We start from the raw sequence: 19,942 nt of genomic DNA, 5'->3' as shown, positions 1-19,942 counted from the left end.
CACTGTGGATTTCACCCTGCCAGACCATCTTCCCGGTTTGCTGGCCGAGATGGACGAGTTCATCGAAGCCGAGATCAAGCCGCTGGAACGCGAGCACATCCAGTACTTCGACCGGCGCCGGGAGTTCGCCCGCACCGATCTGGAGAACGGCGGCATCCCCCGTCGGGAATGGGAGGACCTGCTCGACGAGATGCGTCGCCGGGCCGACGCCGCCGGGTGGCTGCGCTACGGCCTGCCGTCGGAGTTCGGCGGCCGCGACGGCACCAACCTCGACATGGCGGTGATCCGCGAACACCTGGCCCACAAGGGCCTGGGCCTGCACAACGACCTGCAGGACGAGTCGTCGATCGTCGGCAACTTCCCGCAGGTGATCATGATGGCCCGGTTCGGCACCGAGGCGCAGAAGAAGGACTGGATCGAGGCCATGCTCACCGGTGAGCGCTCCATGGCCTTCGGACTGACCGAACCCAACCACGGCAGCGACGCCACGTGGCTTCAGACCCGCGCCGTGCGCGACGGTGACGAGTGGGTGATCAACGGCGCCAAGCGGTGGAACACCGGCGTGCACCGCGCCACCCACGACCTGGTCTTCGCCCGCACCTCCGGAGAGGACGGACAGGCCACGGGGATCACGGCCTTCCTGGTGCCCACCGACACCCCCGGTTTCGAGGTGCCGTACTACTGGTGGACCTTCAACATGCCCAGCGACCACGGCGAGGTCGAACTCAACGACGTGCGCGTGCCCGCCGATGCGGTTCTCGGTGAGGTCGACCACGGACTGGCGGTCGGCCAGACGTTCCTGCACGAGAACCGCATCCGTCAGGCCGCGAGCAGCCTGGGGGCCGCCCAGTACTGCATCGACCGCGCCGCGGACTACGCCGGCCAGCGAGTCGTGTTCGGCAAGCCGTTGAGCGTGAACCAGGCGGTGCAGTGGCCGCTGGCCGAACTGCAGACCGAGGCCCAGATGGTGCGACTGTTGGTGTACTACGCGGCCTGGCATCTGGACCGCGACCACCATATGGAGGTGTCCGACAAGGTGTCGATGGCCAACTACCGAGCCAACAGGCTGGTGTGCGAGGCGGCCGACCGCGCGATGCAGATCCATGGCGGTGTCGGGTACAGCCGCCATGAACCGTTCGAGCACATCTACCGGCACCACCGGCGCTACCGCATCACCGAGGGCGCCGAGGAGATCCAGATCCGCCGCGTCGCACAGCGCATGCTCAAGTTCGGGCGGAAATGAGTCTCGAGCAGGCGCTGAGTGCCGTGCTCGGCGCCGAGATCGACGGCCTGACCCGGCTGACCGGCGGCGCGAGTCGCACCACGTGGGCGTTCACGGCACGCACGGCCGACGGTGCGCGTCCGCTGATCCTGCGCACCGGCGAGGCCGACGAGGTGCATGCGGGCATGGAGCTTGAGGCGCAGGTGCAGCGGCTGGCGGCCGCCCAGGGGGCGCCGGTGCCCGAGATTCTGGCGGCGTCGAACAGCGTTGAACCGCTGGGACATCCGTACCTGATCTGCTCGGCCATCGCGGGCGAGACGATCGTGCGCAGAATCCAGCGTGCCCTCGACGACGCGGGCCGCGACAAGCTGCTGCGGCAGTGCGCCTCGGCCCTGGCCGCGATCCACCGGGCCGACCCGAACGACGCCGAACTGTCCGACGCCGACCAGCTCGACCAGTGGCGTGCCGAACTCGACGATATGGGCGACACCACCGCGACGTTCGAGTGGGCATTCCGCTGGCTGGACCGCAACCGCCCGAAGACCCTGCGCACGACCCTCGTGCACGGTGACTTCCGGATGGGCAACCTCATCGTCGACGGGTCCGAACTGGCCGCGGTGCTCGACTGGGAGCTCGTGCACGCCGGTGACCCAGCCGAGGATCTGGCCTGGTTCTGCATCCGGGCCTGGCGGTTCGGGGCGCCTCGGGAACTGGGTGCGGGCGGCCTGGGCAGCATCGAGGACTTCCTGACCGCCTACGAACAGGCCGGCGGCGCGCCGATCGACCGTGCCGAGTTCCGTTGGTGGCTGGTGTCGGCGACGCTGCGCTGGGGCATCATCTGCCGGTTCCAGGCGCAGCGGCACCTGTCCGGGCAGACCCCGTCGGTGGAGCTGGCGACCATCGGCCGCCGCGTCTGTGAAACCGAATGGGATCTGCTCGACCTCCTCGGCGCGCCGCTGGTCACCGCGGACCCACCCGGGCAGGCCCGCGACACCCCTGGCCTGCACGGCCGGCCCACCGCGGCCGAACTGCTCGAGGCCGTCGCGGATTTCCTCGACCACGACGTCCGGGACGCCACCACCGGTCAGGTCAACTTCCACACCCGCGTCGCCGCCAACGCGCTGCGCATGGTGCAGCGTGAGCTGACGGCGACGGGAGCGGAGGCGGTCAGGGCCGCGATCACCGACCTCGGCGCTCCCGACGAGGCCGCGTTGGCCGCCGCGATCCGACGCGGCGACTTCGACGACCGCGCCGACGACGTGCTGCCGGCGCTGCGCCGGCTGGTCGGACACCGGTTGGCCGCCGCGCACCCCGGCTACGAAGGACAGTGACATGCCTGTGACGGACGAACCGGCGATCATCGACGTCGCCGACACCCTGTTCGATGCCATCGAGCAGTCCGACATCGGCATGATCGAGGAACTGTTCAACGAGGACATCGCGGTGTGGCACTCCGGTGACGCGGCAGACAACGACCGCGCCCGGGCGCTTCGGGTGCTGACCTGGTTCATCAACCGCACCTCGCAGCGCCGCTATGAGGTGCTGGACCGGCGGGTCTTCGAGGGCGGGTTCGTCCAGCAGCACATCCTGCACGCCACCGGCACCGACGGCGCCACCATCGCACTCCGGGTGTGCATCGTGATCAGGCTCGCCGCCAACGGGCTGATCAGCCGCATCGACGAGTACTTCGACCCCGCCGACATGGCCGCGCTGCTCTGAGCCCGGGTCTGACCCCCGCGGCCTGCCCGAAAACCACGCAGGCGCAGCGGGAGTCGCCGTAGCATCGGCCCCATGACCGACAGACCCGTCCGTGTGCTGGTCTACAGCGACGACGCGCGCACGCGCGAACAGGTCATGCTGGCGCTGGGCAGGCGCATCCACCCCGAACTGCCGGAGTTGAGCTATCTCGAGGTCGCCACCGCGCCGGTGGTGATCCAGCACATGGACGCGGGCGGTGTCGACCTGGCGATCCTGGACGGCGAGGCCACCCCGGCAGGCGGACTGGGCATCGCCAAACAACTCAAGGACGAGATCGAGGACTGCCCGCCGATCCTGGTCCTGACGGGCCGCCGCGACGATGCCTGGCTGGCCCGCTGGTCACGCGCGGAGGCGGCCGTGCCACACCCGATCGACCCCATTGCACTCGGCGAGGCCGTGGTGAGTCTGCTGCGTTCCCCCAGCCTCAGCTGACAGCCTGAACTGACGCGAATTACCCTGAGGCCCTTGGCTGTTCGCCATCTGCGGCCATTCGACGCGCCGTCACTGCCGATAGTAACGAAAATGCGGCGAGTCCCCCGTCAAGATCGCTAGGCTGTGTTGTAGCTCACATCGACAGCCCGAGCGAGGAGCGCAGTACGGTATGGAGCTCTATACGCCCATCCTCATCCTGGGAGCCATCGCGGCCGCATTCGCGGTGGGATCGGTCGGAATCGCGCTGGTGATCGGCCCGCGCCGGTATAACCGAGCCAAACTCGAAGCCTACGAATGCGGCATCGAACCGGCCCGGCAGCCGCCGGGCGGCGGCCGCTTCCCGATCAAGTTCTATCTGACCGCGATGCTGTTCATCGTCTTCGACATCGAGATCGTCTTCCTCTACCCGTGGGCGGTGTCCTTCGACCAGTTGGGCACGTTCGCGCTGGTCGAGATGGGGCTCTTCATGGCAACCGTGTTCGTGGCCTACGCCTACGTGTGGCGTCGCGGCGGACTGGACTGGGATTAGACATGGGACTCGAAGAACAGCTGCCCGGCGGGATCCTCCTGTCCACCGTGGAGAAGGTCGCCGGATTCGTGCGCAAGGGGTCGCTGTGGCCGGCCACGTTCGGTCTGGCCTGCTGCGCGATAGAGATGATGGCCACCGCCGGCCCCCGCTTCGACATCGCCCGCTTCGGCATGGAGCGCTTCTCCGCCACTCCACGGCAGGCCGATCTGATGATCGTGGCAGGCCGGGTCAGCCAGAAGATGGCGCCGGTGCTGCGGCAGGTCTACGACCAGATGGTCGAACCGAAGTGGGTGCTCTCGATGGGGGTCTGCGCCTCCTCGGGCGGGATGTTCAACAACTACGCGATCGTGCAGGGCGTGGACCACATCGTCCCCGTCGACATCTACCTGCCCGGATGTCCGCCCCGCCCGGAGATGCTGCTCAACGCGATTCTGACGCTGCACGCCAAGATCGCCGAGATGCCGCTCGGAGTGCACCGTGACGAGGTGGTCGCGGCCGCCGAACAGGCCGCGCTGTCGGCTCCCACGACCATCGAGTTGAAGGGGCTGCTGCGATGACCCAGGACCCGCACAACCCCGAGGTGATCGGCGTGCGCCGCGGCATGTTCGGAGCGCGCGACACCGGCGACACCTCGGGATACGGCCGCCTGATCCGCGAGGTGGCGCTGCCCGGTGGGTCGCCCCGGCCCTACGGCGGGTGTTTTGATGAGGTCGTCGACCGGTTGGCCGATGTGCTCGGGCCTGAGTTCGACGCGGCCGTCGAGCGCGTCGTGGTGCACCGCGACCAGCTCACCCTCGAGATCCACCGCGACCACCTCCCTGTGGTCGCGCGAGCACTGCGCGACGACCCGGCGCTGCGCTTCGAGCTGTGCGCGGGCGTGTCGGGCGTGCACTATCCGGGCGACGCCGGACGCGAACTTCACGCCGTGTATCCGCTCATGTCGATCACCCACAATCGGCGCATCCAACTCGAAGTGAGCTGCCCGGACACCGATCCGCATGTGCCGTCGCTGTTTTCGGTGTACCCCACCACCGACTGGCACGAACGGGAGACCTATGACTTCTTCGGGATCATCTTCGACGGGCACCCGGGACTGACCCGCATCGAGATGCCGGACGACTGGGTCGGGCACCCGCAGCGCAAGGACTATCCACTCGGCGGCGTGCCCGTCGAGTACCACGGCGCTCAGATACCGCCCCCGGACCAGCGGAGGGCCTACCACTGATGACCGACACGCATGAGACCACAGTCACCCTCGGGGGTCAGGACTGGGACGAGATCGTCACGCTGGCACGAGAATCCGCTCAGGCGGGCGCCGGTGACCGCATCGTGGTCAACATGGGCCCGCAGCACCCGTCCACCCACGGGGTGCTGCGCCTGATCCTCGAGATCGAGGGTGAGACCGTCATCGAGGCGCGCTGCGGCATCGGCTATCTGCACACCGGGATCGAGAAGAACCTCGAATACCGCAACTGGACCCAGGGTGTCACGTTCGTGACCCGGATGGACTATCTGTCCCCGTTCTTCAACGAGACCGCCTACTGCCTGGCCGTGGAGAAGCTGCTCGGCATCACCGACCAGATCCCCGAGCGCGCCAGCGTGATTCGGGTGATGCTCATGGAGCTCAACCGCATCTCGAGCCATCTGGTCGCCCTGGCCACCGGCGGTATGGAACTGGGCGCGATGAGCGCGATGTTCTTCGGGTTCCGGGAACGCGAGGAGATCCTCACGGTCTTCGAGAACATCACCGGCCTGCGGATGAACCACGCCTTCATCAGGCCCGGCGGATTGGCCGCCGACCTCCCCGAGGACGGCGCGGATCGGGTGGCCAGGCTCCTGGACCTGCTGCCCGGCCGGTTGGGTGAGCTGGAGAATCTGCTGCGCGAGAACGCCATCTGGAAGGCACGGACACGCGACGTCGGCTTCCTGGATCTGACCGGATGCATGGCGCTGGGGATCACCGGACCGGTGCTGCGCTCGACCGGCCTGCCGCACGATCTGCGCAAGTCGCAACCCTACTGCGGCTATGAGACCTACGACTTCGACGTCATCACCGGGGAGAACTGCGACTGCTATGACCGCTACGTCATCCGCGTCGAGGAGATGAAGGAGTCGCTCAAGATCGTCGAGCAGTGCCTTGCGCGACTGCGTCCCGGCCCGGTGATGATCGAGGACAGGAAGCTGGCGTGGCCGGCCGACCTGAAACTGGGCCCGGACGGACTGGGCAACAGTCCCGAGCACATCGCCAGGATCATGGGCACCTCGATGGAGGGCCTGATCCACCACTTCAAGCTGGTGACCGAGGGCATCCGGGTGCCGGCCGGGCAGTGCTACGTGGCGGTCGAGTCACCGCGCGGCGAGCTTGGCGTGCACATGGTCTCCGACGGCGGAACGCGACCCTACCGCGTGCACTATCGCGACCCGTCGTTCACCAATCTTCAGGCCGTGGCCGCGATGTGCGAGGGCGGCATGGTCGCCGACGTCATCTCCGCGGTCGCCTCGATCGACCCCGTGATGGGAGGCGTGGACCGGTGACCGTCATCGACCTGACCCTGGGCCCGCGTCCCGACGAACCCGGCCCACCCGTGGGCGGCGCGCTCACCTACCCGCCGGAGGTGACCGAACGCCTGCGGGCCGACGCCGCCGAGATCATCGCCCGATACCCGCACCCACGCTCGGCGCTGCTTCCGCTGCTGCACCTGGTGCAGTCCCAGGACAGCTGCCTGACGGCCGCCGGGATCTCGTTCTGTGCAGCGCAATTGGGGTTGACCGATGCCGAGGTCACCGCCGTCGCCACCTTCTACTCGATGTATCGGCGGACTCCGACCGGCAGATACCTCGTGGGCGTGTGCACCAACACGCTGTGCGCGATCATGGGCGGTGACGCGATCCTCGAGGCTCTGGAGAACCACCTCGGCATCCACCCGGGGCAGACCACGGCCGACGAGTTGATCACCCTCGAGCACATCGAATGCAACGCGGCCTGCGACTACGCACCCGTGGTGATGGTCAACTGGGAGTTCTTCGACAACCAGACACCGTCCAGCGCAAAGGATCTGGCCGACGCCATCACCGCGGGCGAGCCGATCCGGGCCACCCGCGGTGGCGTGGTGTGCCCGTTCACCGAGACCGCGCGGACCCTGGCCGGTCTCACCGACCCCGCGCGCGCCGCCGACAGTGCGGGTCCGGGCCCCGCGACGCTGGCCGGACTGCGGGTGGCCCAGACCCTCGACATGACGGGAGAGTGAATGGCCACGCCGACACCGCTGGCACCGGTCCTGAGCCGGTTCTGGGACGCCGAACAGCCCTGGACACTGCAGACCTACCTCGACCATGACGGATACCGCGCGCTGCACACCGCGCTGCAGATGCCGCCGGACGACGTCATCGCCCTGATCAAGGAGTCCGGCCTGCGCGGCCGCGGCGGTGCGGGGTTCCCCACCGGCACGAAATGGTCCTTCATCCCTCAGGACGACACCGGTGCGGGCGCCAAACCGCACTACCTGGTGATCAACGCCGACGAGTCCGAACCGGGCACCTGCAAAGACATTCCGCTGATGCTGACCACGCCGCATTTCCTGGTCGAGGGGGCGATCATCGCCGCGTACGCGATCCGGGCCCGGCACGCCTTCATCTACGTCCGCGGCGAGGTGGTGCCCGTGCTGCGGCGCCTGCAGACCGCGGTCGCCGAGGCCTACGAGGCCGGATACCTCGGCACCGACATCGGCGGGTCGGGGTTCGACCTGGACCTGATCGTGCATGCCGGTGCCGGCGCCTACATCTGCGGCGAGGAGACCGCACTGCTCGACTCGCTGGAGGGCCGGCGCGGCCAGCCCAGACTGCGTCCGCCGTTTCCGGCCGTCGCCGGGTTGTACGCATGCCCGACCGTGGTGAACAACGTCGAGTCCATCGCGTCGGTGCCACCCGTCGTGCTCGGCGGTGTGGACTGGTTCAAGTCGATGGGTTCGGAGAAGTCACCCGGGTTCACGCTGTACTCGCTGTCGGGCCACGTCACCAATCCCGGCCAGTACGAGGCGCCCCTGGGGATCACGCTGCGCGAACTGCTGTCCTACGCCGGCGGGGTGCGCGCGGGTCACGAACTGAAGTTCTGGACCCCAGGCGGATCGTCGACCCCGCTGCTGACCGCCGACCATCTCGACGTGCCGCTGGACTACGAGGGCATGGCCTCGGTCGGGTCGATGCTGGGCACCAAGGCGCTGCAGGTGTTCGACGACACGACGTGTGTGGTGCGTGCCGTCCGGCGCTGGACCCAGTTCTACGCCCACGAGTCGTGCGGCAAGTGCACACCCTGCCGCGAGGGCACCTCCTGGCTGGCCCAGATCTATGAGCGACTCGAAACCGGTCGCGGCACCGCGGAGGATCTCGACAAGCTGCTCGACATCTCCGACACGATCTTCGGCAAGTCGTTCTGCGCACTCGGCGACGGTGCGGCCAGCCCGATCATGAGCTCACTGCGGTGGTTCCGTGACGAGTACGAGAGCCACCTCGGTGTCGGATGCCCGTTCGACCCGTACGCATCGATGCTGGCCACACCGGAAGGGGTCGGCGCATGACGCTCGCCGAGCACAGCCACGACGCTCCCCCGGTGGAACTGGTCACCCTGACCATCGACGACCACGAGATCACGGTCCCCAAGGGGACTCTGGTGATCCGCGCCGCGGAGTTGATGGGCATTCAGATTCCCCGGTTCTGCGATCATCCGCTGCTCGACCCCGTCGGCGCGTGCCGCCAGTGCCTGGTCGAGGTGGAGGGACAGCGCAAACCGATGGCGTCCTGCACCACGGCCGTCGCACCGGACATGGTGGTGCGCACCCAGCACAGCAGCGCCGCGGCCGACAAGGCCCAGCGCGGCGTGATGGAATTGCTGCTGATCAACCATCCGCTCGACTGTCCGGTGTGCGACAAGGGCGGTGAGTGCCCGCTGCAGAACCAGGCGATGTCCAACGGTCGTGCGGAGACCCGCTTCACCGACGTCAAACGAACGTTCCCCAAACCCATCAACCTCTCCGCCCAGGTCCTGCTGGACCGCGAACGGTGTGTGCTGTGCGCCCGGTGCACCCGGTTCTCCAACCAGATCGCCGGCGACCCGTTCATCGAACTGCTCGAGCGCGGTGCGCTGCAACAGGTCGGCATCGCGCCGGGTGAGGCGTTCGACTCCTACTTCTCCGGCAACACCGTGCAGATCTGCCCGGTGGGTGCGCTCACCGGCACCGCCTACCGGTTCCGAGCCCGCCCCTTCGACCTGGTGTCGGTGCCCAGTGTGTGTGAGCACTGCGCCTCCGGATGTGCGCAACGCACCGATCACCGCCGCGGCAAGGTGCTGCGCCGTCTGGCCGGTGACGACCCCGAGGTCAACGAGGAGTGGAACTGTGACAAGGGACGCTGGGCCTTCACCTACGCCGACACCCGTGACCGGATCCACACGCCGCTGATCCGCGATGCCGACGGCGCGCTGCGACCCGCGTCGTGGTCGGAGGCCGTGCATCTGACGGCCGCCAGACTGTCGGCGGCCGCGGGACGCGCCGGCGTGCTGGTGGGCGGCCGGGTGACCGCCGAGGATGCCGACGGCTACAGCAGGTTCGCCCGAATCGTGCTGAACACCAACGACATCGACATGCGGGCCCGAGCGCATTCGGCCGAGGAGGCCGAATTCCTGGCCGCCCGGGTCGCGGGCCGGGTCATGACGGTGACCTACTCCGACCTCGAGAACGCCCCCGCGGTGGTGCTGGCCGGGTTCGACCCCGAAGAGGAGTCACCCATCGTGTTCCTGCGGCTGCGCAAGGCGGTCCGGCGCAGCGGGCTGGCGGTCACGGCCGTCGCACCATACGCGACCCGGGGGTTGACCAAGCTCAACGCCCACCTGGTGATGTCACCTCCGGGCGGCGAAGCCGACGCCCTCGACGCCCTGAGCGCGGACCTGCCGCCCACCGCGATCATCCTCGTCGGCGAGCGCCTGGCTGCCAGCGCCGGTGCACTGTCCGCGGCGGCCCGGTTGGCCGACCGGACCGGCGCACGACTGGCCTGGATCCCGCGGCGCGCCGGTGAACGCGGCGCCCTCGACGCCGGATGCCTGCCCAATCTGCTGCCCGGCGGGCGGCCCGTCACCGACGCCACAGCCCGCGCCGAGACCGCGGCGGCCTGGAACGTGGCCGACCTGCCCGCAGTCCCCGGCCGGGACACCGCCGCGATCCTGGCCGCCGCCATGGCCGGCGACCTCGACGCGCTGCTGATCGGCGGCGTCGAGCTGACCGACCTGCCCGACCCGGATGCGGCACGGGCCGCCGTGGCCGCGGCACGCTTCGTCGTGAGCCTCGAAGTGCGGCACAGCGCCGTCACCGAACTCGCCGACGTGGTGTTCCCCGTGGCGCCGGTCAGCGAGAAGGCGGGAACATTCCTGAACTGGGAGGGACGTCGTCGACCGTTCGGCGCGGCGCTGCCCAGCAACGCGGCCCCGGATGCGCGGGTGCTGCAGACCCTGGCCGACGAACACGGCGTCGACCTGGGCCTGCGGGATGGCGCGATGGCGCCGTGGAACGGTCCGGCGGCTCCCGACCCGAACCATCCCTCCCGTCCGGTCTCCGCCGGCCCGGGTGAAGCCGTCCTGGCGAGTTGGCGACTGCTGCTCGACGCGGGGCGACTTCAGGACGGTGAACCACATCTGGCGGGTACCGCGCGAGCACCCCAGGCGCGACTGTCGGCGGCCACCGCGGCCGAGATCGGGGTCGACGACTCAGAACTGGTCACCTTACGCTCCGCGCGCGGCGTGCTCACGCTGCCGCTGATCGTCACCGAGATGCCGGACCGGGTGGTGTGGGTACCGATGAACTCCCCCGGCAGCGCGCTGTACGCACAACTGGGCGTCGGCGTCGGCGAGGTGGTGCGCATCGAGCGCGGAGGTGCGGCGTGACCCATCCGGACCCGCAGATCTTCGGCCATGACCCGTGGTGGCTCTCGCTCATCAAAGCCGTGGCGATCTTCGGCTTCCTGGTGTTGACCGTGCTCGTCGCGATTCTCATCGAACGAAAGATTCTGGGCCGCATGCAGATGCGGTTCGGCCCCAACCGGGTCGGGCCCGCCGGGCTGCTGCAGTCCCTGGCCGACGGCGTCAAGCTCGCCCTCAAAGAGGGCCTCATTCCGGCCGGAGTCGACAAACCGATCTATCTGTTGGCACCGATCATCGCGGTGATCCCGGCCATCATGGCCTTCGCGGTGATCCCGCTGGGTCCGGTGGTGTCGGTGTTCGGGCATCAGACCCCGCTGCAGCTGACCGACCTTCCGGTGGCCGTGCTCTATGTGCTCGCGGTCACCTCGATCGGCGTGTACGGAATCGTCCTGGCCGGCTGGGCATCCGGATCAACCTATCCCCTCCTCGGTGGGCTGCGGTCCAGCGCGCAGGTGATCAGCTATGAGATCGCGATGGCGTTGTCGTTCGCCGCGGTCTTCCTCTACGCGGGAACCATGTCCACCTCGGGAATCGTTGCCGCCCAGAACCATACGTGGTACGTGTTCCTGCTGCTGCCGTCGTTCCTGGTGTACGTGACGGCCATGGTCGGTGAGACGAACCGGGCGCCGTTCGACCTCCCCGAGGCCGAGGGAGAACTGGTCGGAGGCTTCCACACCGAATACTCGTCGCTGAAGTTCGCGATGTTCATGCTCGCCGAGTACATCAACATGACCACGGTCTCGGCCCTGGCTGCGACGATGTTCCTGGGCGGCTGGCACGCGCCCTGGCCGATCAGCCTCATCGACGGCGCGAATTCCGGCTGGTGGCCGCTCATCTGGTTCGTGGCCAAGGTGTGGACGTTCCTGTTCCTCTACTTCTGGCTGCGCGCGACGCTGCCGCGGATGCGGTACGACCAGTTCATGGCCCTCGGGTGGAAACTGCTGATCCCGTTGTCGCTGGCCTGGATCCTCACCGTCGCCGTCGCCAAGAACCTGCGGTCCACGGGCGCGGAACCCTGGGTGACCGTCGTCATCTACGGCGCCTTCACACTGGCCCTTCTCGTCGGCGCCGGAGTCTGGAATGCCCGCCGACGGCGCCGGCGCCAGGCGGCGGCGCCGCCCCTGCCCGATGACGGCGGCGCGTTCCCCGTCCCACCGATTCCCAGCAAGGAGAACGCCCGTGTCTAGACTCCTCGACGCCATCGCAGGTTTCGGTGTGACCTTCTCGACGATGTTCAAGAAGCCGATCACCGAGCAGTATCCCGACCACAAGGAGCCCACGCAGGCTCGGTATCACGGTCGCCACCAACTGAATCGGTATGCCGACGGGCTCGAGAAGTGCATCGGTTGCGAACTCTGCGCCTGGGCGTGTCCAGCCGACGCGATCTACGTCGAAGGCGCGGACAACACCGAATCCGAACGCTTCTCGCCCGGTGAGCGGTACGGCCGGGTCTACCAGATCAACTATCTGCGCTGCATCGGGTGCGGGCTGTGCATCGAGGCCTGCCCCACCCGGGCACTGACCATGACCAACGACTACGAGATGGCCGACGACAACCGGTCAGATCTGATCTACGGCAAGGACAGACTGCTGGCCCCCCTGCAGCCGGGAATGACGCCCCCGCCGCACGCGATGGCCGAGGGCACGACCGACGACGACTACTACCTCGGCAGGGTCAGTGGGGTCACGCGATGACCGCCGAGGCCGTCGCGTTCTGGGTGCTGTCCGCCATCGCGGTGGCCGGCGCGGTCGGTGTGGTCGCCGCGCCCAAGGCCGTCTACTCGGCGATCTTCCTGGCCACCACGATGATCAGCCTCGCGGCCCTCTACGTCGCGCAGGACGCACTGTTCCTCGGCATCGTTCAGGTGGTCGTCTACACCGGTGCGGTGATGATGCTGTTCCTGTTCGTGCTCATGCTGATCGGCGTCGACTCCTCGGAGTCGTTGACCGAGACCCTGCGCGGCCAGCGCATCGCCGCGGTCATCGCCGGCCTCGGCTTCGGGCTCCTGCTGATCGCCGGAGTCGGGACCGTCTCCACGACCGGATGGACCGGATTGGCAGAGGCCAACGCCGGCGGCAATGTCCAGGGGTTGGCGGCGTTGATCTTCGTCAAGTACCTGTGGGCGTTCGAACTCACCAGCGCCCTGCTGATCACCGCGGCACTGGGGGCGATGGTGCTGACGCACCGAGAACGCTTCGAGCGCCGCAAGACTCAGCGCGAACTGTCCCAGGAGCGCTTCCGCGGCCTGGGCCACCCAACCACCTGGACCAGTTCCGGCGTGTACGCGCGGCACAACGCGGTCGATGTGCCGGCCCGACTTCCCGACGGATCGGAGGCCACGGTGTCGGTCAGCAGCATCCTGGTGCGGCGAGGATTCGAGGAGGGCGGGGTGGATGAATCCCGATAACTACCTGCATCTCTCGGCACTGCTGTTCACGATCGGCGCGTCCGGAGTGCTGCTGCGCCGCAACGCCATCGTGATGTTCATGTGCGTCGAACTCATGCTCAACGCCTGCAACCTCGCGTTCGTGTCCTTCTCCCGGATGCACGGTCACCTCGACGGTCAGGTGGTGGCGTTCTTCACCATGGTGGTCGCCGCGTGTGAGGTGGTGGTGGGCCTGGCGATCATCATGACCATCTACCGCACCCGCCAGACGGCCAACGTCGACGACGCGCATCTGCTGAGGCACTGATGACGATCCTGCCGCTGATCGCGCTGCCCCTTGCCGGCGCCGTGGTGCTGCTGATCGGTGGCCGCCGGACCAACGCGTGGGGACACCTGCTGGGCTGCGCCACCGTGCTCGCCTCCTTCGTCTGGGGCGCGGTGCTTTTCGCCGATCTGCTGGGACGCGCACCGCAGGACCGGGTCGTGGACGAACGGTTGTTCTCGTGGGTGCCGGTGGCGCAGTTGCAGGTGGACTTCGGTCTGCGCATGGATGCGCTGTCGGTGTGCTTCGTGCTGCTGATCACCGGCGTGGGTGCGCTGATCCACCTGTACTCGATCGGCTACATGGCGCACGATCCCGGGCGCAGAAGGTTCTTCGCCTACCTGAACCTGTTCGTGGCGGCGATGCTGCTGCTGGTGCTGGCCGACAACTACCTGGGCCTCTACGTCGGGTGGGAGGGCGTCGGCCTGGCGTCGTACCTGCTGATCGGTTTCTGGCAGCACAAGCCCAGCGCGGCGACCGCGGCCAAGAAGGCCTTCGTGGTCAACCGTGTCGGCGACATCGGCCTGGCGGTGGCGCTCATGGTGATGTTCGCCGGTTTCGGAACCGTCTCCTACACAGGCGTGTTCGGTGCGGCCCCGCAGGCCTCGACCGGCACGTTGACCGCGATCGGACTGCTGCTGCTGCTCGCGGCGTGCGGAAAGAGTGCCCAGGTGCCCCTGCAGTCCTGGCTCGGGGACGCCATGGAGGGCCCGACTCCGGTGTCGGCGCTCATCCATGCGGCCACCATGGTGACCGCGGGCGTGTACCTCATCGTGCGCTCCGGTCCGGTGTTCGACCTGGCTCCCGCGGCCCAGACCGGCGTCGTGATCGTGGGTGCGATCACCCTGCTGTTCGGCGCGGTGATCGGGTGCGCGAAGGACGACATCAAGAAGGCGCTGGCCGCCTCGACCATGTCCCAGATCGGCTATATGGTGCTGGCCGCGGGCCTGGGTCCGGCGGGCTATGCGGTGGCGATCATGCATCTGCTGACCCACGGCTTCTTCAAGGCGGGCCTGTTCCTCGGCGCCGGTTCGGTGATGCACGGGATGAACGACGAGACCGACATGCGCCGGTACGGCGGGTTGAGGTCGCTGATGCCCGTCACGTTCGTCACCTTCGGCCTCGGCTACCTCGCGATCATCGGCGTACCGCCGTTCGCCGGCTTCTTCTCCAAGGACGCCATCATCGAGACCGCCTTCGCCGCAGGCGGACTGCGCGGCTGGCTGCTGGGCGGCGCGGCGCTGCTGGGTGCCGGCATCACGGCCTTCTACATGACCCGGGTCATGCTGATGACATTCTTCGGCGAGCGGCGCTGGGCGCCGGACACCCACCCGCATGAGTCGCCGCCGGTCATGACACTGTCGATGGTCGTGTTGGCCCTCGGGTCGATCGGGGCCGGAGCGCTTCTGGCCCTCGGCGGTCGTCTGGCGCACTGGTTGGAACCCGTGGTCGGCAGCCATGAGGCCCACCACGTCGTCCCTGTCTGGGTCATGACGGTCATCACCCTGTCGGTGGTCGCCGTGGGTGTCGGTGTCGCCTACCGCATGTACGCGACGCGCGCTGTGGCCGAGGTGGCGCCCGAGGAGGTGTCGGCGCTGACCGTGGCCGCTCGGCGGGACCTGTACGGCGACGCGCTCAACGAGGCCGTGTTCATGCGGCCCGGCGCGCAACTCACCCGGGATCTCGTCGTGGTCGACGACAGGGGCGTCGAAGGCGTCTCCACCGGCCTGGCCGCACTCGTCGGGCGCACGTCCGACGGACTGCGGCGCCTGCAGACCGGATTCGCGCGCTCGTACGCACTCTCGATGCTCGCCGGTGCCGCGTTGGTCATCGGCCTGATGTGGGTGGTGAGCGTGTGGTGAACGTGCCCTGGTTGACGGTGCTGTGGGCCATTCCGATGGTCGGCGCGGCGGTCATCATCCTGCTGCCCGCGGCGGCACGGCACATCGCGAAGTACGCCGCTGTCGCGGTGTCCATCGCGGTGCTGGCCGTGGCACTGCTGCTGGCCGTGCGCTTCGACACCGGCGGCGCGCAGTATCAGTTCATCGAGGACCATCCCTGGATCCCGTCGTTCGGCACCGGATACATCCTGGGCCTGGACGGCATCGCGCTGGCACTGGTGGTGCTGACGGCGGTCCTGGTGCCCCTGCTGCTGATCGCGGGGTGGCACGACACGCCCGATGCGACCGCGCTGTCCGGGCGCGCCCCGCACGCCTACGTCGCGCTGATCCTGGCCGTCGAGGGCATGGTGCTGATCTCGCTGGTCGCCCTGGACGTGCTGCTGTTCTACGTGTTCTTCGAGGCCATGCTGATCCCGATGTACTTCCTGATCGGAGGCTTCGGCGCGGGCGCGGGCCGGTCGCGCGCGGCCGTGAAGTTCCTGCTGTACAACCTCTTCGGCGGTCTGGTGATGCTCGCCGCTGTGATCGGCCTGTACGTGGTGACCGCGGGCGGTCTCGGCGGTGGCACCTTCGACTTCCGGGCCATCGTCACCGCGGTTGCCGACGGTGAGCTCGCGGTCAACCCCGCGATCATGCACGCGCTGTTCCTCGGCTTCATGTTCGCCTTCGCCGTCAAGGCACCGCTGTGGCCGTTCCACCGGTGGCTGCCGGATGCCGCGGTCGAATCGACGCCGGCCACGGCCGTGCTGATGATGGCCGTCGTCGACAAGGTCGGCACGTTCGGCATGCTGCGCTACTGCCTGCCGCTGTTCCCCGACTCGGCCACGCTGTTCCGTCCCGTGATCATCACGCTCGCGGTGATCGGCATCGTCTACGGTGCGATCGTGGCGATCGGACAGACCGATGTCATGCGCCTGATCGCCTACACGTCGATCTCCCACTTCGGGTTCATCATCCTGGGCATTTTCGTGATGACCAGCCAGGGCCAGTCCGGGTCGACGCTGTACATGGTCAACCATGGCATCTCGACGGCCGCGCTCTTCCTCATCGCCGGATTCCTGGTGTCGCGCAGGGGAACCCGGATGATCGCCGACTACGGCGGGGTGCAGAGTGTGGCCCCGGTGCTGGCCGGCACCTTCCTGGTGGCCGGCCTGGCCACGCTCTCGCTGCCGGGTCTGGCGCCGTTCATCAGCGAATTCCTTGTGCTGATAGGAACATTCACGCGCTACCCGGTACTCGCGGTGTTCGCCGCCACCGCACTGGTGCTGTCGGCCGTCTACGTGCTGTGGATGTACCAGCGGATGATGACCGGGCCGGTGACGCCCGGCAACGAGAAGCTTCGCGATCTGCACCGGCGGGAGCTCGCGGTGGTCGCACCCCTGGTGGCGCTGCTGCTGGTGCTGGGGATCTATCCCAAACCCGCGTTGGATGTGATCAATCCGGCCGTCGAGCACACGCTGACCACCATCGGCCAGACCGACCCCGGGCCGGCCGTCGCGGAAGGACCGGGGAAGTGACACTGCAGGCGCCGTCCGTCGAGTACGCCCAACTGGCACCCATGCTGATCGTGTTCGGCGTGGCCGTGGCCGGTGTGCTGGCCGAGGCCTTCCTGCCCCGGGGCCGCCGACTGGGTGCGCAACTGCTGCTGAGCCTCGGGGGCCTGACCGCGGCCCTGATCGCGGTGATCACCGTGAGCCGGGGCCTGCACGGCGGGCCGGGCGACACCGCGGTGACCGGCGCCGTCGCGGTCGACGCGCCCGCGTTGTTCCTGCAGGGCACCATCCTGCTGATCGCGATCCTGGGCGTGCTGCTGATCGCCGAACGAAGGGTGCCCGCACCCGAAACACAGGAGACCGCGGGCGGTCTCGATGCGTTCACCCCTCAGGCCGCGGCGGTCGCGGGCAGCGTCGCCGAGAAGCTCGCGACCCGGGCCGGGATCGTGCAGACCGAGGTCTTCCCGCTGACCATGTTCGCCGTGGGCGGGCTGCTGCTCTTCCCGGCCTCCGACGACCTGCTGACGATGTTCGTCGCCCTCGAGGTGCTGTCGCTGCCGCTGTACCTGATGTGCGGGCTCGCCCGCCACCGCCGTCTGCTCTCGCAGGAGGCGGCGCTGAAATACTTTCTCCTCGGCGCGTTCTCGTCGGCGTTCTTCCTGTACGGCGTCGCGCTGCTGTACGGAGCGACCGGTACGTTCTCGCTGAGCGGCATCGGCGCGGCGATCGCTGAGGACGGCCCCTCGACGCTCGCACTGTTCGGCATCGCGCTGGTCGCGGTCGGCGTGCTGTTCAAAGTCGGTGCGGTGCCGTTCCACTCCTGGGTCCCCGACGTCTACCAGGGTGCGCCGACGCCGATCACCGGGTTCATGGCGGCCGCGACCAAGGTGGCCGCATTCGGCGCGATGCTGCGGTTCTTCTATGTCGCGGTGCCCGAGATGCGCGGGGAGTGGCGACCCGCGCTGTGGGCGATCGCGATCCTGACCATGGTGGTGGGCACCGTCACCGCGATCCGCCAGACCGACGTCAAGCGCATGTTGGCGTACTCGGCCGTCGCGCACGCCGGGTTCCTTCTCACCGGCGTCATCGCGCTCACCGACAGCGGCGTGTCCGGCACGTTGTTCTACCTGTTCGCGTACGGATTCTCGACGCTGGGCGCCTTCGCGGTGGTGAGCCTGGTCCGTGACCGGACCGGCGCCGAGGAGACCGACATGGCTCGCTGGGCCGGCCTGGGCCGACGCTCTCCGGTTGTGGGCGCGGTGTTTTCGCTGTTCCTTCTGGCCTTCGCGGGAATACCGTTGACCAGTGGCTTCGTCAGCAAGTTCGCGGTGTTCAAGGCCGCGGGTGAAGGCGGGGCCATCCCGTTGGTGGTCGTCGGCGTCCTCGCCAGCGCGGTGGCCGCCTACTTCTACGTCCGGGTGATCGTGTTGATGTTCTTCACCGACCCGCCCGCCGACGGCCCGACGGTGATCCGCCCGAGGTGGACCAGTACCGCCACGGTCACCCTGACCGCGGCGATCACCCTGGCATTGGGTGCACTGCCGCAGCCCCTGCTGGACCTGGCGAACAGCTCCACGATGTTCGTACGCTGAGGTCGTCGGGGGGAAACGAACCGAAGGGACTCTTCATGGCCGACAACTGGAACCAGCAGATCATCGACGAGTTCCGCGCCAACGGCGGCAGGGTCGGCGGGCCGTTCGAAGGCTCGACACTGCTGCTGCTGCACACCACCGGCGCCAAGTCCGGGAAGGAGCGCGTCAACCCCGTGATGGCGTTCGAGTTCGACGGACGCCTGCTCATCGTCGGGTCCTACGCGGGCGCCGACGTCGACCCGGCGTGGCTGCACAACCTGCGCGCCAACCCGCAGGCGCACATTGAGATCGGCACCGAGGACTACGACGTGCGGGCCAGCGAACTCCCGCGCGCCGAGCGCGATGCCGTCTACCCCCGAATCGTCGCTCAGACACCGGGATTCGGTGAGTACGAAGCCAAGACCGACCGCGTCATCCCGGTCATCGAGTTGCAGCGGATCTGACTACGCTAGCGTCGATGCATGGCTGACGTCCTCATCACCGATCACGACGCCGTGCGCGTGCTCACGCTGAATCGCCCGCAGGCCCGAAACGCGCTCAACGGCACTCTGATCGAGGAACTCTTCGCCGCGATGTCGGCCGCCGACGAGGCCACCGGGGTGCGGGCGGTGGTCCTCACCGGCACCGACCCCGCGTTCTGCGCGGGCGTCGACCTCAAGGAGGCCCAGCAGTTCGGACGGGAGTACTTCGCGAAGTTCGCATCGCACAACTGCATCGCCAAGCCCGCCGAGATGGCCACCCCGATCATCGGCGCGGTCAACGGCCCGGTCTTCACTGGGGGCCTGGAGATGGCGCTGGCCTGTGACTTCCTGATCGCCTCCGAGCGAGCGGCGTTCGCCGACACCCATGCCCGCGTGGGCATCCTCCCGGGTGGGGGCATGACCGCCCGGCTTCCGCAGCGAGTCGGTGCCGGTATGGCGCGGCGCCTGTCGATGACCGGCGAGGTCGTCGACGCCGAGCGCGCCGAGCGCATCGGTCTGGTGACCGAAGTGGTGCCCCACGATCGGCTCCTCCCCCGAGCCCTGGAGCTGGCCACTCAGATCGCCGATGTGCCGGGGCCCACCATGGCCGCCCTCAAGGAGATCTATCGGCGTGGGTGGGCCGGGGTCACCGAGCCCGCACTGGACGCCGAGAAGGCCATCTCCGGCGCTCAGCAGTTGGACACCAGCGATCTCGCACAACGACGGGAGGCCGTCATGGCCCGGAACAGGGGTCAGTTACTGTAAGTGCCTCGATAACACTCGGGAGGACTGCGCAGTGGCCACCATGACCCCTTACTTCGTGCCCGACGGGGACGCGTTCGCACCCAATGCCATCGCTCAGGGCGGGTGGGGGCCGACGC

20 protein-coding genes are annotated in these 19,942 nt (G+C 68.3%); all 20 read left to right on the top strand.

The features are described from left to right. Positions 1 to 4 precede the first annotated feature (4 nt). The 20 genes from A5727_RS11590 (at position 5) to A5727_RS11495 (ending at position 19,826) form a co-directional block, all read left to right on the top strand. On the top strand, positions 5 to 1,243 hold the full coding sequence (locus tag A5727_RS11590; RefSeq protein WP_068249128.1) for an acyl-CoA dehydrogenase family protein: 1,239 nt from the start codon (positions 5 to 7) through the stop codon (positions 1,241 to 1,243). Next, positions 1,240 to 2,553, top strand: a complete 1,314-nt coding sequence (locus A5727_RS11585; RefSeq protein WP_068249126.1) for a phosphotransferase family protein — start codon at positions 1,240 to 1,242, stop codon at positions 2,551 to 2,553. The genes A5727_RS11590 and A5727_RS11585 overlap by 4 nt, the downstream gene beginning before the upstream one ends. Before the next feature lies 1 nt (position 2,554). Next, on the top strand, positions 2,555 to 2,941 hold the full coding sequence (locus A5727_RS11580; protein WP_068249122.1) for a nuclear transport factor 2 family protein: 387 nt from the start codon (positions 2,555 to 2,557) through the stop codon (positions 2,939 to 2,941). A 72-nt stretch (positions 2,942 to 3,013) separates the two neighbouring features. After that, positions 3,014 to 3,412, top strand: a complete 399-nt coding sequence (locus tag A5727_RS11575) for an Rv3143 family two-component system response regulator (RefSeq protein WP_068249121.1) — start codon at positions 3,014 to 3,016, stop codon at positions 3,410 to 3,412. Between the two features lie 169 nt (positions 3,413 to 3,581). Continuing rightward, positions 3,582 to 3,941 carry an NADH-quinone oxidoreductase subunit A gene (locus A5727_RS11570; RefSeq protein ID WP_068249117.1) on the top strand — a complete coding sequence of 120 codons (360 nt, stop codon included), beginning with the start codon at positions 3,582 to 3,584 and terminating at the stop codon, positions 3,939 to 3,941. Positions 3,942 to 3,943: 2 nt separating this feature from the next. After that, the gene (locus tag A5727_RS11565; RefSeq protein ID WP_068249112.1) at positions 3,944 to 4,498 is read left to right on the top strand and encodes a NuoB/complex I 20 kDa subunit family protein; all 555 of its coding nucleotides are present in this window, start codon (positions 3,944 to 3,946) and stop codon (positions 4,496 to 4,498) included. Further along, entirely contained in the window at positions 4,495 to 5,166 is a 672-nt protein-coding gene (locus tag A5727_RS11560) for an NADH-quinone oxidoreductase subunit C (RefSeq protein WP_068249110.1), read from the top strand. Before A5727_RS11565 ends, A5727_RS11560 begins: the two co-directional genes overlap by 4 nt. Next, complete coding sequence (gene nuoD, locus A5727_RS11555; RefSeq protein WP_068249108.1) at positions 5,166 to 6,476, top strand: NADH dehydrogenase (quinone) subunit D; 1,311 nt, start codon at positions 5,166 to 5,168, stop codon at positions 6,474 to 6,476. Before A5727_RS11560 ends, nuoD begins: the two co-directional genes overlap by 1 nt. Further along, entirely contained in the window at positions 6,473 to 7,189 is a 717-nt protein-coding gene (nuoE, locus tag A5727_RS11550) for an NADH-quinone oxidoreductase subunit NuoE (RefSeq protein WP_068249106.1), read from the top strand. Before nuoD ends, nuoE begins: the two co-directional genes overlap by 4 nt. Beyond that, positions 7,190 to 8,515: an NADH-quinone oxidoreductase subunit NuoF gene (nuoF, locus tag A5727_RS11545; RefSeq protein WP_068249104.1), complete on the top strand. Its 1,326-nt coding sequence runs from the start codon at positions 7,190 to 7,192 to the stop codon at positions 8,513 to 8,515. Beyond that, positions 8,512 to 10,869, top strand: a complete 2,358-nt coding sequence (locus A5727_RS11540) for an NADH-quinone oxidoreductase subunit G (RefSeq protein WP_068249102.1) — start codon at positions 8,512 to 8,514, stop codon at positions 10,867 to 10,869. Before nuoF ends, A5727_RS11540 begins: the two co-directional genes overlap by 4 nt. Next, a complete protein-coding gene (gene nuoH, locus A5727_RS11535; protein WP_502687674.1) occupies positions 10,773 to 12,092 on the top strand; it encodes an NADH-quinone oxidoreductase subunit NuoH in 1,320 nt (439 codons plus the stop codon). The genes A5727_RS11540 and nuoH overlap by 97 nt, the downstream gene beginning before the upstream one ends. Then, a complete protein-coding gene (nuoI, locus tag A5727_RS11530; RefSeq protein ID WP_157521338.1) occupies positions 12,034 to 12,600 on the top strand; it encodes an NADH-quinone oxidoreductase subunit NuoI in 567 nt (188 codons plus the stop codon). Before nuoH ends, nuoI begins: the two co-directional genes overlap by 59 nt. Further along, positions 12,597 to 13,313 carry an NADH-quinone oxidoreductase subunit J gene (locus A5727_RS11525; protein ID WP_068249096.1) on the top strand — a complete coding sequence of 239 codons (717 nt, stop codon included), beginning with the start codon at positions 12,597 to 12,599 and terminating at the stop codon, positions 13,311 to 13,313. The genes nuoI and A5727_RS11525 overlap by 4 nt, the downstream gene beginning before the upstream one ends. Continuing rightward, positions 13,300 to 13,599: an NADH-quinone oxidoreductase subunit NuoK gene (gene nuoK, locus A5727_RS11520; protein WP_068249094.1), complete on the top strand. Its 300-nt coding sequence runs from the start codon at positions 13,300 to 13,302 to the stop codon at positions 13,597 to 13,599. Before A5727_RS11525 ends, nuoK begins: the two co-directional genes overlap by 14 nt. Further along, positions 13,599 to 15,476 (top strand): NADH-quinone oxidoreductase subunit L, encoded by a 1,878-nt coding sequence (gene nuoL / locus A5727_RS11515; protein WP_068249092.1) that lies wholly within the window; start codon positions 13,599 to 13,601, stop codon positions 15,474 to 15,476. The genes nuoK and nuoL overlap by 1 nt, the downstream gene beginning before the upstream one ends. After that, complete coding sequence (locus tag A5727_RS11510) at positions 15,470 to 17,032, top strand: NADH-quinone oxidoreductase subunit M (protein ID WP_082949756.1); 1,563 nt, start codon at positions 15,470 to 15,472, stop codon at positions 17,030 to 17,032. The genes nuoL and A5727_RS11510 overlap by 7 nt, the downstream gene beginning before the upstream one ends. Continuing rightward, positions 17,029 to 18,600, top strand: a complete 1,572-nt coding sequence (gene nuoN / locus A5727_RS11505; protein ID WP_068249090.1) for an NADH-quinone oxidoreductase subunit NuoN — start codon at positions 17,029 to 17,031, stop codon at positions 18,598 to 18,600. The genes A5727_RS11510 and nuoN overlap by 4 nt, the downstream gene beginning before the upstream one ends. A gap of 35 nt (positions 18,601 to 18,635) precedes the next feature. Then, positions 18,636 to 19,043 (top strand): nitroreductase family deazaflavin-dependent oxidoreductase, encoded by a 408-nt coding sequence (locus tag A5727_RS11500; RefSeq protein ID WP_068249088.1) that lies wholly within the window; start codon positions 18,636 to 18,638, stop codon positions 19,041 to 19,043. Between the two features lie 18 nt (positions 19,044 to 19,061). Further along, positions 19,062 to 19,826, top strand: coding sequence for an enoyl-CoA hydratase (locus tag A5727_RS11495; protein WP_068249086.1), 765 nt, complete (start codon positions 19,062 to 19,064; stop codon positions 19,824 to 19,826). Positions 19,827 to 19,942: the final 116 nt, after the last annotated feature.

It is taken from the genome of Mycobacterium sp. ACS4331 (assembly GCF_001667265.1).
Classification (GTDB): Bacteria; Actinomycetota; Actinomycetes; order Mycobacteriales; family Mycobacteriaceae; genus Mycobacterium.
The sequence above is the reverse complement of the archived record's forward strand: the minus strand, read 5'-3'. Positions and strand labels throughout refer to the sequence as shown.

What these genes read in the sequence shown, in the direction of transcription:
- A5727_RS11540 (WP_068249102.1), top strand. Translation starts at nt 8,512, where the DNA reads ATGACGCTCGCCGAGCACAGCCACGACGCTCCCCCGGTGGAACTGGTC.
- nuoI (WP_157521338.1), top strand. Translation starts at nt 12,034, where the DNA reads ATGACGGCGGCGCGTTCCCCGTCCCACCGATTCCCAGCAAGGAGAACG.
- A5727_RS11560 (WP_068249110.1), top strand. Translation starts at nt 4,495, where the DNA reads ATGACCCAGGACCCGCACAACCCCGAGGTGATCGGCGTGCGCCGCGGC.
- A5727_RS11500 (WP_068249088.1), top strand. Translation starts at nt 18,636, where the DNA reads ATGGCCGACAACTGGAACCAGCAGATCATCGACGAGTTCCGCGCCAAC.
- nuoL (WP_068249092.1), top strand. Translation starts at nt 13,599, where the DNA reads ATGACGATCCTGCCGCTGATCGCGCTGCCCCTTGCCGGCGCCGTGGTG.
- A5727_RS11580 (WP_068249122.1), top strand. Translation starts at nt 2,555, where the DNA reads ATGCCTGTGACGGACGAACCGGCGATCATCGACGTCGCCGACACCCTG.
- A5727_RS11495 (WP_068249086.1), top strand. Translation starts at nt 19,062, where the DNA reads ATGGCTGACGTCCTCATCACCGATCACGACGCCGTGCGCGTGCTCACG.
- A5727_RS11585 (WP_068249126.1), top strand. Translation starts at nt 1,240, where the DNA reads ATGAGTCTCGAGCAGGCGCTGAGTGCCGTGCTCGGCGCCGAGATCGAC.
- A5727_RS11525 (WP_068249096.1), top strand. Translation starts at nt 12,597, where the DNA reads ATGACCGCCGAGGCCGTCGCGTTCTGGGTGCTGTCCGCCATCGCGGTG.
- nuoD (WP_068249108.1), top strand. Translation starts at nt 5,166, where the DNA reads ATGACCGACACGCATGAGACCACAGTCACCCTCGGGGGTCAGGACTGG.
- A5727_RS11570 (WP_068249117.1), top strand. Translation starts at nt 3,582, where the DNA reads ATGGAGCTCTATACGCCCATCCTCATCCTGGGAGCCATCGCGGCCGCA.
- A5727_RS11575 (WP_068249121.1), top strand. Translation starts at nt 3,014, where the DNA reads ATGACCGACAGACCCGTCCGTGTGCTGGTCTACAGCGACGACGCGCGC.
- nuoK (WP_068249094.1), top strand. Translation starts at nt 13,300, where the DNA reads ATGAATCCCGATAACTACCTGCATCTCTCGGCACTGCTGTTCACGATC.
- nuoF (WP_068249104.1), top strand. Translation starts at nt 7,190, where the DNA reads ATGGCCACGCCGACACCGCTGGCACCGGTCCTGAGCCGGTTCTGGGAC.
- A5727_RS11565 (WP_068249112.1), top strand. Translation starts at nt 3,944, where the DNA reads ATGGGACTCGAAGAACAGCTGCCCGGCGGGATCCTCCTGTCCACCGTG.